General features: G+C 36.7%; 12 protein-coding genes. All 12 read left to right on the plus strand.

Annotation, left to right across the window (positions count from 1 at the left end; translation table 11 throughout):
- Positions 1 to 470: 470 nt before the first annotated feature.
- The 12 genes from ilvB (at position 471) to AQ616_RS08570 (ending at position 13,942) form a co-directional block, all read left to right on the plus strand.
- Positions 471 to 2,192, plus strand: a complete 1,722-nt coding sequence (gene ilvB, locus AQ616_RS08515; protein ID WP_069685548.1) for a biosynthetic-type acetolactate synthase large subunit — start codon at positions 471 to 473, stop codon at positions 2,190 to 2,192.
- Positions 2,189 to 2,713, plus strand: coding sequence for an acetolactate synthase small subunit (gene ilvN / locus AQ616_RS08520; protein ID WP_011067015.1), 525 nt, complete (start codon positions 2,189 to 2,191; stop codon positions 2,711 to 2,713). Before ilvB ends, ilvN begins: the two co-directional genes overlap by 4 nt.
- Before the next feature lie 51 nt (positions 2,714 to 2,764).
- A complete protein-coding gene (gene ilvC, locus AQ616_RS08525) occupies positions 2,765 to 3,799 on the plus strand; it encodes a ketol-acid reductoisomerase (RefSeq protein WP_017797808.1) in 1,035 nt (344 codons plus the stop codon).
- On the plus strand, positions 3,786 to 5,333 hold the full coding sequence (locus AQ616_RS08530) for a 2-isopropylmalate synthase (RefSeq protein WP_069685549.1): 1,548 nt from the start codon (positions 3,786 to 3,788) through the stop codon (positions 5,331 to 5,333). The genes ilvC and AQ616_RS08530 overlap by 14 nt, the downstream gene beginning before the upstream one ends.
- A 15-nt stretch (positions 5,334 to 5,348) precedes the next feature.
- Positions 5,349 to 6,449, plus strand: coding sequence for a 3-isopropylmalate dehydrogenase (gene leuB / locus AQ616_RS08535; RefSeq protein WP_069685550.1), 1,101 nt, complete (start codon positions 5,349 to 5,351; stop codon positions 6,447 to 6,449).
- A gap of 16 nt (positions 6,450 to 6,465) precedes the next feature.
- A complete protein-coding gene (gene leuC, locus AQ616_RS08540) occupies positions 6,466 to 7,872 on the plus strand; it encodes a 3-isopropylmalate dehydratase large subunit (protein ID WP_069685551.1) in 1,407 nt (468 codons plus the stop codon).
- 13 nt (positions 7,873 to 7,885) lie between these two features.
- Positions 7,886 to 8,464, plus strand: coding sequence for a 3-isopropylmalate dehydratase small subunit (leuD, locus tag AQ616_RS08545; protein WP_017797804.1), 579 nt, complete (start codon positions 7,886 to 7,888; stop codon positions 8,462 to 8,464).
- A 52-nt stretch (positions 8,465 to 8,516) separates the two neighbouring features.
- Complete coding sequence (gene ilvA / locus AQ616_RS08550) at positions 8,517 to 9,533, plus strand: threonine ammonia-lyase (RefSeq protein ID WP_017797803.1); 1,017 nt, start codon at positions 8,517 to 8,519, stop codon at positions 9,531 to 9,533.
- Positions 9,534 to 10,119: 586 nt separating this feature from the next.
- Positions 10,120 to 11,127 carry an ABC transporter ATP-binding protein gene (locus tag AQ616_RS08555; protein WP_017797802.1) on the plus strand — a complete coding sequence of 336 codons (1,008 nt, stop codon included), beginning with the start codon at positions 10,120 to 10,122 and terminating at the stop codon, positions 11,125 to 11,127.
- Complete coding sequence (locus tag AQ616_RS08560) at positions 11,114 to 12,049, plus strand: ABC transporter ATP-binding protein (protein WP_017797801.1); 936 nt, start codon at positions 11,114 to 11,116, stop codon at positions 12,047 to 12,049. Before AQ616_RS08555 ends, AQ616_RS08560 begins: the two co-directional genes overlap by 14 nt.
- 7 nt (positions 12,050 to 12,056) lie before the next feature.
- Entirely contained in the window at positions 12,057 to 13,019 is a 963-nt protein-coding gene (gene opp4B, locus AQ616_RS08565; RefSeq protein WP_017797800.1) for an oligopeptide ABC transporter permease, read from the plus strand.
- A 26-nt stretch (positions 13,020 to 13,045) separates the two neighbouring features.
- Positions 13,046 to 13,942, plus strand: coding sequence for an ABC transporter permease (locus AQ616_RS08570; protein WP_017797799.1), 897 nt, complete (start codon positions 13,046 to 13,048; stop codon positions 13,940 to 13,942).
- Positions 13,943 to 13,987: the final 45 nt, after the last annotated feature.

Here is a 13,987-nt window from a genome sequence, read left to right on the forward strand (position 1 = left end):
ATAAAAAAAACCAGATATGATTAACCGCAATATAACAATTAACTAACAAGAAGAATTATTCTGACATCTGCATAATGTGAATTTAATATCGTTAATTCGTTGACGGGAATAAAGGATCAAAAGAGTTGCATTCACAGAGAGCTGGGGTTGCTGGAAGCCCAGAAATGTGCTTTGATCTGACATCGTCCCTGAGTGCCATATGGAACAGATTTTTCATGTTTAGCTGCTTCTTACAATAGCTAGACTTGAATAGTTTTTATCTAAGTAGATGTGGCCGGGTGCACATAAACGTGTACCTGTTATCCAACAGCTGATATGCAGCTGATGAGACAGGATTCGTGAGGATTCTGTGAAACTGGGTGGTACCGTGAAAAGAAGACTCTTTTCATCCCATGCATGATAGAGAACATGTATGTGGGTGAGAAGGGTCTTTTTGTTAGCAGATAAATTAACTGAAGGAGGGTACTGTTGTGAAAGTAGATGCAAACCAGCAGGTAGAGGTTAAAAGTAATTTAGTGACGGGTGCTGATTTGTTTGTGCAAGCATTGGAAAGAGCAAATGTCGAAGTAGTTTTTGGTTATCCTGGAGGTGCTGTATTACCGATTTACGATGCGTTACATCGAAATCAAACATCTTTTGAGCATGTGCTTTCGCGACATGAGCAAGGATCTATTCATGCAGCAGAAGGTTATGCGAGGGTCTCTGGCAAACCCGGAGTTGTGATAGCTACTTCAGGACCAGGGGCGACAAATTTAATTACTGGGATAACGGATGCGATGATGGACTCTATTCCTCTTGTCATATTTACTGGTCAAGTTGCAAAAGGAGTTATTGGAACAGATGCGTTTCAAGAAGCAGATGTAATGGGAATCACCACACCTATTACCAAATATAACTACCAAGTGAATGAAATAGCTGACCTGCCTCGTATTGTAAATGAAGCATTTCACATTGCGACAACAGGTAGACCAGGACCAGTCGTTGTTGATATTCCTAAGAATATTTCTTCAACAGTGACAGTGAATGATTATGAAGCAGATTTTCATTTACCTGGTTATCAGCCAACAATCACACCGAATCCATTACAAATCACAAAAGTAAATGAAGCATTAAAACGAGCGGAGAAGCCGGTACTATTAGCTGGAGCGGGAATTCTTATCTCCGATGCCTCCAATGAATTAAAACAATTTGCTGATCACTATCAACTGCCGGTAGTTACAACCTTACTTGGGTTAGGAAGCTATCCTGGAAAGGAATCATTATCTCTAGGAATGGCTGGGATGCATGGAACATATGCAGCGAATATGGCGATATATGAATGTGATTTGTTAATAAATATTGGAGCACGATTTGATGACCGGTTGACAGGGAATATTAAACATTTCGCACCAAATGCGAAAATCGTGCACATTGATATCGATCCTGCAGAAATTGGTAAAAATATCAAGACGAATATTCCGGTAGTTGCTGATGCAAAACGAGCGTTAACAGCTCTTTTAAAAAATAAAACAGAAAAATGCAATCATCAAAATTGGCTGCATCAATTGAAACATAATCAGTTGGATTTCCCGTTATGGTACGATCGTTCGGATCAATTAATCTCTCCCCAATGGTTAATGGAGCAAATATATGAATTATCCAATGGAGAAGCTGTTGTAACAACAGATGTAGGTCAGCATCAGATGTGGGCGGCACAATATTATTCATTTAAGGATCCCCATAATTGGGTGACATCTGGTGGGTTAGGGACGATGGGATTTGGTTTTCCTGCAGCAATTGGAGCTCAAATTGCTAAACCAAACAGTTTAGTATTAGCAGTAGTTGGAGATGGTGGTTTTCAAATGACTTTACAAGAATTGTCCATTTTGAAATCGCAGAATCTCCCAGTAAAAGTAATAATTTTAAACAATGAAGCACTTGGGATGGTGCGTCAATGGCAGGAAAGTTTTTACGAAGAAAGATATTCACACTCTTTGTTTTCAGAAAACCCAGACTTTGTGAAATTAGCAGAAAGTTATGGCGTGAGAGGGATGAGGGTAGAAAAGGAAGCGGATGTACCCGATATCTTATCTGAAGTATTTGCGTATGATGGCCCAGTAGTTATTGATTGCAGAGTGGTTCAAAAAACATCAGTTTATCCAATGATTGCTCCAGGTACAGGAATCCAAGAAATGATTGGGGTGAGAAGATGAAGAGAATTATCATCGCTACTGTACAGGATAGAGGAGGAGTGCTGAACCGCATTACAGGGATGCTTCATAAAAGGCAATTCAATATTGAAAGTATTTCTGTAGGAGCATCAGAAACAGAAGGTATATCCAAAATGACATTCGTTGTTGAAATTAATGACAAACAAAAACTAGAACAACTAACTAAACAATTAAATAAACAAATCGACGTATTAAAAGTGATGGATGTAACTGATAAAGCCTTAGTTGCAAGAGAGTTAGCTCTTATAAAAGTGGTTGGAACCAATCAAACAAGAGCTGAAATCCAAAGTATTATTACACCATTTCGAGCAGCGGTGATTGATGTAAGTAAAGATAGCCTAATTATTCAAGTAACAGGTAAACCAGATAAGGTGGATGCTTTAATTGCTCTGTTAAGACCATATGGAATTAAGGAACTTACAAAAACAGGCTTAACTGCTTTCTTGAGAGGGCAGCAGCCGGAACAATCGATCAGTGATTTCAATCTAGTGGCAAAAGGTTAATTACTTTTGAACACAAATTAAAAATAATGATAAATGGAGAGGGAGATTAAAATGGCAAAAGTATTATATGAAAAAGACATTCAGGATGCAGTATTAAAAAATAAAAAGATTGCAGTAATTGGTTATGGATCACAAGGGCATGCACATGCGATGAATTTAAGGGATTCTGGATATGATGTAGTCGTAGGATTACGTCAAGGAAAATCACAGCAAAAAGCGGAAGAAGATGGATTTAATGTGTTGTCTGTAGCAGAGGCAAGTAATCAGGCAGATGTCGTAATGGTACTACTCCCGGATGAAATGCAGCCAAAAGTGTATGAGGAGAGTATTAAAGATAATCTTGAGCAAGGGAACGCACTTGTATTTGCACATGGCTTTAATATTCACTTCACACAAATTGTACCTCCAGCGAATGTGGATGTATTCTTAGTTGCTCCAAAAGGACCTGGACATTTAGTTCGCCGCACGTTTGAAGAGGGAGCTGGAGTACCTGCACTATATGGAGTACACCAAGATTATACTGGTGAAGCAACAGCCGTAGCACTTGCTTATTCAAAAGGAATTGGTGCTGCAAGAGCAGGAGTACTCGAAACAAGTTTCCAAGAAGAAACGGAGACAGATTTATTCGGGGAGCAAGCAGTATTATGCGGAGGAGTTACTAGTCTAATCAAAGCAGGATTTGAAACATTAACGGATGCTGGATATCAACCAGAAGTAGCATACTTTGAATGTCTTCATGAGATGAAATTAATTGTTGATCTTCTTTATGAAGGTGGATTAGAAAATATGCGTTATTCTATTTCGGATACAGCACAATGGGGAGATTTTGTATCGGGACAGCGTGTGGTAGACGATCAAACAAAAGAACGTATGAAATCTATTCTTGATGATATTCAAACTGGATCATTTGCTAAAGGATGGATTTTAGAAAACCAGGCTGGCAGACCACAATTTAATGCGATTAATCGCAGAGAAAATAGTCATCCAATTGAAACTGTGGGAAGGGAGTTACGTGAGTTGATGCCATTTGTTAAACAGCCAATTAATGCTAAGAAAAAGGATGTGAACGTTCATGTCCCGAATTAAGATTTTTGACACAACATTACGAGATGGAGAGCAGTCTCCAGGAGTTAACTTGAATAAAGCGGAAAAACTTGAGATAGCAAAGCAACTTGAAAAATATGGTGTGGATCGGATGGAGGCAGGGTTTCCTGCTTCCTCTAAAGGGGATTTTGAATCGGTAAAACAAATTGCTTCAACGATCAAGAATTCATCAGTCATTGCGCTTGCTCGTGCGGTAAAATCTGATATCGATACCGCATATGAAGCGTTAAAAGGAGCAGAGAAACCTGCGATTCATATTTTCCTGGCAACATCTCCGATTCATATGACTTATAAATTGAAGAAATCACCAGAACAAGTGATTGAAACAGCGGTTAACATGGTCGCTTATGCAAAAGAACGATTTGATGAAATTGAATGGTCTGCTGAGGATGCAACTCGTTCGGATTGGAATTTCTTAGCTCAAATTATTGAAAAAGTTATTGAAGCTGGAGCAACCGTGATTAATCTGCCGGATACGGTGGGTTATACAACTCCTGAAGAATATGGGAAATTATTTCGATTTATAAAAGAAACAGTTTCAAACATTGATCAAGTTGCTTTGTCTTGTCATTGCCACAACGATCTTGGGATGGCAGTAGCGAATTCAATAGCGGCTGTGGAAAATGGGGCTACACAAGTAGAGGGAACGATCAATGGTATTGGTGAGCGAGCAGGAAATGCAGCGTTAGAAGAGGTGGTTGTTGCGTTAAAAATTCGTTCCGATTATTATCCATTTGAAACAGGATTAAATCTGAAAGAGACGAAACGGACGAGTGATTTGGTAGCAAAACTAACTGGTATGTATGTGCAAGCAAATAAGGCGGTAATTGGAAGAAATGCCTTTTCTCATGAATCCGGTATTCACCAAGATGGTGTATTAAAAAATACGGAGACATATGAGATTATTACTCCAGAAATGGTAGGAGTGTCCTCCAATACGCTATTTCTTGGAAAACATTCTGGAAGGCATGCGTTTAAAGATAAATTAAAAGAGTTCGGTGTTGAACTATCAGAAAAAGAGCTCAAAACGGCATTTGACCAATTTAAATTATTAACAGATCAAAAGAAAGAAGTAACAGATGATGATTTATATACCATTTTGATGGATATTAAAACAGATTCAACTGTAGTTGATAAATACAAGTTAATACAATTTGGAGTATCTTATGATACAGCGGATACTCCAAAAGCAAATGTCATCTTAGAATCTCCCAATGGGTCACTAATTGAAGCAACACAACAAGGAAATGGTAGTGTGGAGGCATTATATAAAACGATAAATTATTTGATTGCAGAAAATATCACATTGGTAGATTATCAGATTAATTCAGTTGGTGGTGGTAAAGACGCCCTGGCAGAATCCCATGTTCAAATTATAATTAATGGCGAAACAATTAATGGAAGAGGATCTGCTCAGGATGTATTGCAAGCATCAGCAGTAGCATTTATACAGGCAGTAAATCGGTATTACGTTCAAAAGAAAGCAAATCTATCTCGACTTGTCTATGAGTCATAAAAGGAGGAAAAAGAAATGGAGAAACATATCATTTTGCTTCCTGGTGATGGAATAGGTAGAGAGATTATTGATTCTGCTAAACAAGTATTAACAGCGATAGCAAGCGAATATAACCACCGATTTACATTTGAAGAACATGCGATTGGTGGAAATGCCATAGATGATTATAATACACCATTGCCCGATAAAACAGTAGATGCCTGTTCAAAAGCAGACGCAATTTTAATGGGAGCTGTTGGTGGTCCTAAATGGGACGCCAACCCATCTCATTTACGACCAGAAAAAGGATTATTAGGGATTCGAAAACAACTTGAACTTTTTGCCAATTTACGACCAGTTAAAACAATTTCTTCCTTATTATATGCATCACCATTAAAAGAAGAAATTGTAAATCAGGCAGATATGTTAATCATTCGAGAGCTAACTGGAGGAATTTATTTTGGCACACCTAGTGAACGGACCCCTAATGGTGTAGTCGATACGCTTCGTTACACGCGAGAAGAAATAGAACGAATTGTCGAGCGTGGATTTGAAGCTGCAAGAATTCGAAGAAAACATCTTACATCCGTTGATAAGGCAAATGTTTTAGAGTCTAGCAAGCTATGGAGAGAAATCGTTGAGGAAAAGTCTAAAGAATATCCTGATGTATCAGTAACCCATCTTCTTGTTGATGCAGCTGCAATGAAGCTTGTCACACAGCCAAGTTTCTTTGATGTAATCGTAACGGAGAATTTGTTCGGAGATATATTGAGTGATGAAGCGTCAGTGCTTACTGGATCTTTAGGAATGCTTCCATCAGCGAGTTTACGTTCTGATGGACTTGGTTTATATGAGCCTGTTCACGGTTCAGCTCCTGATATTGCGGGAAAAGGAATTGCTAATCCATTAGCGATGATCTTATCTGCTGCATTAATGCTAGAGCATTCTTTTGGTTTAGTAGATGAAGCAAAAGAAATAGAGCGAGCGGTAAATGATTGTTTATTACAAGGTTTTCATACAGCGGATATCCATATACCAGGCGGAGTTCAAGTTGGTACAAAGCAAATGACAGAAGCAGTTTTAGAAAATGTAACAACAAAAAGTATTTCAGATTCTATATGTAAATCGTATGTATAGGACGGAGGTGTAAGACGTGCAAAAACCACAAACTATTTTCGAAAAGATATGGCAAAATCATATTGTTCATGAGGAAGAAGGGAAACCAAGTCTTCTTTATATTGATCAACATTTAGTTCATGAAGTAACTTCTCCGCAAGCTTTTGAGGGACTTCGTTTAAATAATCGTAAGGTTCGTCGACCTGACTTAACCTTTGCAACTATGGACCATAATGTTCCAACTGTGAATAGGGAATCATTTAAAGATGAAATATCCAAAAAGCAAATGGAAGCACTGAAGAAAAATTGTGAAGAATTTGGAATAAAACTTGCTGATATGTACCATCCAGATCAAGGAATTGTACACGTCATTGGGCCACAGCTTGGTTTAACGCAACCAGGAAAAACAATTGTTTGCGGAGACAGTCATACTTCAACACATGGAGCATTTGGTGCTTTGGCATTTGGGATAGGTACAAGTGAAGTAGAACATGTTTTAGCCACACAAACCATTTGGCAAGACAAACCAAAAACATTAAATGTCAAAGTTATAGGTGAACTAGGAATAGGGGTAACTGCAAAAGATTTAATTTTAGCGATTATTGCAAAGTTTGGTGTTCAATTTGGTACTGGTTATGTAATGGAATATACAGGTGAGCTTATTCGTAAAATGTCTATGGAAGAAAGAATGACAATCTGTAATATGTCTATTGAAGCAGGTGCTAGAGCGGGCTTAATTAGTCCAGATCAAACTACTGTAGATTACCTACGAGGACGTGAAATGGTTCCAGATGGAGACGCATATGATAAATTAGCAGCTGAATGGTTACAATTAGCTACGGATGAAGATGCTGTCTACGATCACACGGTTATTATTCATGCTAATGAAATTGAACCCCAGGTTACATGGGGGACAAATCCGGGTATGTGTGTACCTATAAGCTCGACTACACCATCTATTGAAAAAGCAACGTACCCAGACGAAGTAGAACGTGCACTTGAATATATGGGATTAAAAGAAAATCAATTAATGACTTCTATTGAAGTAGACCATGTATTTATTGGTTCATGTACGAACTCAAGACTAAGTGATTTGAAAAAAGCCGCAGCGATTGTGAAAGGAAAAAAGGTGAAATCTGGTATTCGTGCGATGGTAGTGCCTGGATCTTTTCTTGTGAAACAAAAAGCCGAAGAAATTGGGTTAGATCAAATTTTTATGGACGCTGGTTTTGAATGGAGAAATTCCGGATGTAGTATGTGTCTAGGGATGAATGATGATATAGTGCCAGCTGGAGGTAGATGTGCTTCCACTTCCAACCGAAATTTTGAAGGAAGACAAGGAAACGGGGCTAGAACACATCTCGTGAGTCCAGAAATGGCTGCAGCAGCAGCAATAGAAGGGCACTTTGTTGATGTGAGAACCTATGCAAGCGTCCCGAGTTAGGAGGAGATCTTAAATGGATCCATTGGAATTTCATCGTGGAAAGGTTTGTCCATTAAATAGAGCTAATGTAGACACGGATCAAATCATTCCAAAACAATTTCTAAAACGAATTGAACGAACTGGTTTTGGGCAGTTTCTATTTTTTCATTGGAGGTTCAATGATGATGGAACAGAGCGAAGTGATTTTGTCTTAAATGATCCTAACTATCAAGATGCTACTATTTTAGTTGCTGGCGATAATTTTGGGTGTGGGTCGAGTCGTGAACATGCCCCGTGGGCACTTGCCGATTATGGGTTTAAAGTCATTATTGCTCCAGACTTTGCGGATATTTTTTATAATAATGCGTTAAAAAATGGCATATTAGTTATTAAGATGGATGAGCAGCAAGTGAAGTCATGGATGCATAAGGCAGAAGATGGGTTAACATTAGATGTTGATTTAAAACAACAAACTATCCAAGCCTCTGATGGAACGACAACTTCATTTGAAATTACACCATACCAACGTGAGAAATTAATCAATGGTTGGGATGATATTGCCTTAACTTTATTAAAAGAAGAAAAGATTGCAGCTTATGAATCTGCAAAATAAGGTATATTCCGCTGAATGAGATTTTATTTTATCGTTACAGAATAGAAGGAGAGTGAGTTGTGTTGGGGATCGCTTAACTGGTGAAAAAGTATACCAAGCTATGAAAAAATTAACACCGATTGTTCATCGTACACCATTAGTAACATCACATACAACGGATGATATTGTTGGAAAACATGTTTACTGTAAAATGGAAAACCAACAAAAAACTGGGGCATTTAAATTTCGAGGAGCAAGTTATAAATTAATGCAACTTTCAAAAGAAGAACTACAACACGGCGTAATTACAGCTTCAGCTGGAAATCATGCGCAAGGTGTAGCTCATGCCGCAGCAAAATTAGGTATTAAGGCAACGATCTTTATGTCTGAAGGAACGCCTTTAGCGAAAATTAATGCGACAAGAAATTATGGAGCAACAGTAAACCTTGTTGGTGAAAGCTTTCAGGAAGCTTATGAAGCTTCACTTCAACATCAAAAAGTAACTGGTGCTACTTATATCCACCCTTTTGATGATTATGATATTATGGCTGGTCAAGGAACAATTGCAATGGAATTACTTCGCCAAGAGGACCGTATTGATACAATTATTGCGCCAATTGGTGGTGGAGGATTAATAAGTGGCATTGCAGTTGCTGCTAAACATGTGAATAGGAATATCAAAATAATCGGCGTACAGGCTGAAGGTGCTGCTGCAATACATCGAAGTTATCATTCGAGCAAAGTACATTCTTTATCAAATGTTTCGACAATAGCAGAAGGAATAGCAGTAAAACATCCAGGTGAATTGACATTGCCACTTATTCGATCCTATGTTGATGATATTGTTACAGTAAATGATGAACAAATCGCTTCAGCGATCATTTACATGTTGGAAAGAAATAAGACGTTAATGGAAGGTGCTGGTGCTGCAGCTTTAGCTGCATTATTTGCACATAATGACATCATCTCATCCAGACATTGTGGTGTTATAGTTAGTGGAGGAAACTTGGACATCAGTAATATGCAAAAAATACAACATCTATCCAGTCATATCAATAATAATCGTGAAAAAGCTTATGTTGCTCTGTAAAAGAAAAAGTCTTTTGGCCTAGGAAGAAGGGTTAAAGGACTTTTTCTGTGTATAAGAAAATAAGTTTAAAAGTTAAAAAGTGAGATTCAGTTAAGACGAATTTTGTAACATTTTAGGTTAATCAAACCCATAAAACGACACTTTTCTGTCGTAAAAAAATTATAAATTTCCACCATAAAGAAATTGTGAAGCAGCTTGGTATTAAAGCATTTTAGAAGGTGAAACGAAGTTTTTTGTAAATTACTAATGTTAATTTTTATCAAAACTTATTGCTTTTCTAAAAATTATGAACTATAATTTTTTAATATATTAAGATTTGTTTACGATTATATTTCTAGTTGAATAAATCGTCTCAAGTAAATCTACGTTATACAGTTAAAGTATTTATCTTAACAAATTTATATTTACATTTAATTATTAGAAAAATCACAACAATAAAAAATCAAAGGGTAGTAGGTTATATCGTAAGTTCTTATAAAAATAGAGCATGCGTTTAAGTTAGGTATTATCCTGATGAAATTTGTAACCGTCCAATAGATTCTAGACATATATAATATAAATTAATTTCATTAGGGGGAGATTAAGATTGAGTAAAGAACTGTTAAAGATTGAAAACTTAAAAACATCTTTTCGTATTGAAAGTGAATACTATGCAGCGGTAGATGATGTTAGTCTAACCTTGCATAAAAATGAGGTATTAGGAATTGTTGGTGAATCTGGTTCTGGTAAAAGCGCACTGGCATTTTCTATTATGCGATTACATAATCGAGCAAAAATTGAAGGGAAAGTTCTTTTAAATAATAAAGATATCGTTAACATGTCTAAGTCTAATTTGGATCAAATGCGTGGAGACGAAATGGCGATGATTTTCCAAGATCCACTTACTGCATTAAATCCACTGATGCCTATAGGAAAACAAATTGAAGAAGTACTTTTGCTACATAAAAAAATGGGACAAAATGAACGGAAAATTAAAGTGATAGAACTTCTTGAGATGGTTGGCATACCAAGGCCTAAAAATGTTTATGAGCAATTTCCTCATGAGTTATCTGGTGGTATGCGACAAAGAGTTATTATTGCAATTGCAATTGCAAATGAACCACAATTACTGATTGCGGATGAACCTACAACAGCGTTAGATGTAACCATTCAAGCTCAAATACTAGACTTGATTCGGGATTTAAAAGAAAAAATCCATGCGGGAATTATATTGATTACGCATGACTTAGGTGTAGTAGCTGAAATGGCTGACCGTGTGGCAGTTATGTATGCAGGTCAAATTGTTGAAATAGCGGAAGTGCACACGTTGTTTGAAAATCCATTACATCCTTACACAAAGTCTTTATTACACTCTGTACCCCAAGAAGGGGAAGATAAACTTCATGTTATACAAGGTATCGTGCCGAATTTAAAAAATCTACCAAGAAAAGGTTGTCGTTTTGCTGCTCGAATTCCATGGATTGATGAATCTGCACATGAGGAGAATCCGGATCTACATGAAGTAGAGCCAGGTCACTTTGTTAGATGTACTTGCTACGAGAATTTTTACTTCCCAGAGGAAGTCAAGGAGGAACAATCCAATGGCATTTCTTGAGGTCAAAGATCTAAAAGTCTATTTTCCTATTAAAGGTGGGATATTTAACCGCACAGTAGATCATATAAAAGCGGTTGATGGGGTCTCTTTTGAATTAGAAGAAGGAAAAACCTATGGACTAGTCGGTGAATCAGGATCAGGCAAATCTACTACAGGTAGAGCGATTATCGGGTTAGAGGAAGTTACCGGTGGACAAATTTTCTTTAATGGAAAAGATATTACAAGTCAAAAAAGTAAAGATAAAGCATTTAGGAAAGATGTACAAATGATTTTTCAGGATCCGTACTCATCTTTAAATCCTAGAAAACGGGTTATTGATATTATTGCTGAGCCAATTAGAAATTTTGAGAAACTAACAAAAAAAGAAGAAATAATGCGAGTACAAAGTTTATTGGAAATTGTAGGAATTAGCCCGGATAGTATTTATAAGTATCCTCATGAATTTTCTGGGGGGCAAAGACAACGGATTGGAGTTGCAAGAGCAATCGCTTTAAAACCCAAGTTAATCATAGCGGATGAACCTGTATCTGCTCTTGATGTGTCTGTACAAGCACAAGTATTAAACTTTTTGAAAGATATTCAAAGTGAACTCAACCTGACCTATTTGTTTATCAGTCATGATTTAGGGATTGTAAAACATATGTGTGATGATATCTCAATTATGTACAAAGGTAGGTATGTAGAGCAAGGGACTAGAAATGATATTTTTGAAAGTCCCCAGCATATTTATACTAAACGATTGATTGCAGCAATACCTGATATTAATCCAAGAAATCGAGAAGAGCAATTCAACTATCGTAATAAAATTTTAGACGAGTATAACAACGCATATAATGATTATTTTGATCAAGCGGGATTAGCGTTCAATTTACAGTCTATCTCTGAAAGTCATAAAGTTGCTCTGCCACAACAGAAAGGTTGATTCATCTATGTGGAAATTTACAGTTCGCCGTTTATTTATAACAATTCCTCAAATCATACTACTAAGTGTTTTAGTTTTCTTAATGGCTCAAATGATGCCTGGAGATGCTTTATCAGGCTTATTAGATCCAAATGTCGATCCAGCTACAATCGCTGAACAAAGAGAACGTTTAGGGTTAAATAATCCTTGGTATGTTCAATATAAAGATTGGATAGCTGGAATTATGCAGGGTGACTTTGGGCAATCTTTCCGATTTAAGATGCCAGTTACTGAATTAATTGGGCAACGAATGGAGAATACAATTATTCTTTCTGTCGTTACATTAATATTTACATATTTAATTGCATTACCATTGGGCATTATAAGTGGGCGTTACAATGATAGTTTATTAGATCAGGGTATATCCGGTTACACGTATGTAGGCTTTGCGACACCATTATTTATTTTTGCGCTCGTCATGTTATGGGTTTTTGGTTATTACTTAGGTTGGTTACCGACAAGCGGAAGTGTTCAACCTGGTCTAGAACCTGGATCATTCCAATACTATGTTAGTAAGTTCCATCATGCTTTCTTACCTGGTTTATCAATGGCTCTCATTCAAGTTGTATCCACTGTTCAATATTTGCGAAGTGAGATTATAGATACGAAGCAGAAAGATTTTATTATAACCGCAAGAGCAAAAGGAGCAACTGAAAGAAGAGTATATAACAAGCATATTTTCCGTAATTCATTATTACCGATCGCGGCATTCTTTGGATGGGAAATAACGTTATTAATTACTGGTACGGTCTTTGTGGAGAGAATTTTTAGTTATCCTGGAATGGGTGTACTATTCTTAGAATCAATTACACAACGTGATTTTAGTGTGGCCAATACAATTGTTTTACTCTTTGGAGTAGCTAATATCTTAGGTGCATTATTATCGGATATTATTTTAAGTATAGTCGATCCACGAATTCGTATTAAGTAAACTTGATCACACTGAGGTGAAAAAAGATGGAAATTCAGAATATGAAGGAGATCGAACAAACAAAAAGTCCTTCAACGATAAACATATTAATAAAAGAACTATATCGCGATAAATTAGCGCTTGTGTCTTTAATATTCTTTACGTTAGTAACATTATTTGTATTTGGACTATCTTTATTTCTTGATCAAAGTGAGATTGTTAAAGTTGATTTGTTTGCTATTCATGAGCCACCAAGTGATCAATTTATATTAGGTACCGATTATGGTGGGAGAGACGTGTTTGGACAATTAATTATTGGTACAAGAAACTCATTGGCAATTGGTTTTTTAGTAACACTTATTAGTGGTGTGTTTGGTATTACGTACGGTCTTGTATCTGGTTACTTCGGTGGTCATGTAGATAACATTATGATGCGTATTTTAGATTTCTTTAATGTACTACCATTCTTATTTATTATTATCGTATTTGTTGCGATTGTTCCAGATTATAATACCATCACATTTTCATTAATCATGGCAGCATTTTCGTGGATGGGCATTGCAAGGCTGATACGGTCGAAGGCTTTACAAGAAAAAGAATTAGATTATGCTCAAGCTTCAAAGACGTTAGCAACATCGAATCTTAATATCATATTCAAGCAAGTATTGCCTAATATAGCTTCTTTGATTATTGTTACAATGACGTTAAATCTAGCATCTAACATAGGTCTGGAATCCGGTCTATCCTTTTTAGGCTTTGGATTTCCTGAAAGTACACCTAGTTTAGGTACTTTACTAAGTTATGCTACAAATCCACAAACACTTGAATTTAGATGGTGGATTTGGGTTCCGCCAGCAGTATTAATTTTTCTATTAATGCTTTCTGTAAGAAATGTGGGTGAAGCATTAAAAAGAGCTGCTGATGCTCGTCAACGACGAGGGTAGATAATTTTGTTACTTACATCAATCATTTATTAGATTGATGTTTAG

This window comes from Oceanobacillus sp. E9 (assembly GCF_001741975.1).
GTDB lineage: Bacteria > Bacillota > Bacilli > Bacillales > Amphibacillaceae > Oceanobacillus > Oceanobacillus kimchii.

Coding starts and splice junctions, on each gene's coding strand:
- ilvN (WP_011067015.1), top strand. CDS start 2,189: ATGAAGAGAATTATCATCGCTACTGTACAGGATAGAGGAGGAGTGCTG.
- ilvC (WP_017797808.1), top strand. CDS start 2,765: ATGGCAAAAGTATTATATGAAAAAGACATTCAGGATGCAGTATTAAAA.
- AQ616_RS08530 (WP_069685549.1), top strand. CDS start 3,786: ATGTCCCGAATTAAGATTTTTGACACAACATTACGAGATGGAGAGCAG.
- leuB (WP_069685550.1), top strand. CDS start 5,349: ATGGAGAAACATATCATTTTGCTTCCTGGTGATGGAATAGGTAGAGAG.
- leuD (WP_017797804.1), top strand. CDS start 7,886: ATGGATCCATTGGAATTTCATCGTGGAAAGGTTTGTCCATTAAATAGA.
- AQ616_RS08560 (WP_017797801.1), top strand. CDS start 11,114: ATGGCATTTCTTGAGGTCAAAGATCTAAAAGTCTATTTTCCTATTAAA.
- opp4B (WP_017797800.1), top strand. CDS start 12,057: ATGTGGAAATTTACAGTTCGCCGTTTATTTATAACAATTCCTCAAATC.
- AQ616_RS08570 (WP_017797799.1), top strand. CDS start 13,046: ATGGAAATTCAGAATATGAAGGAGATCGAACAAACAAAAAGTCCTTCA.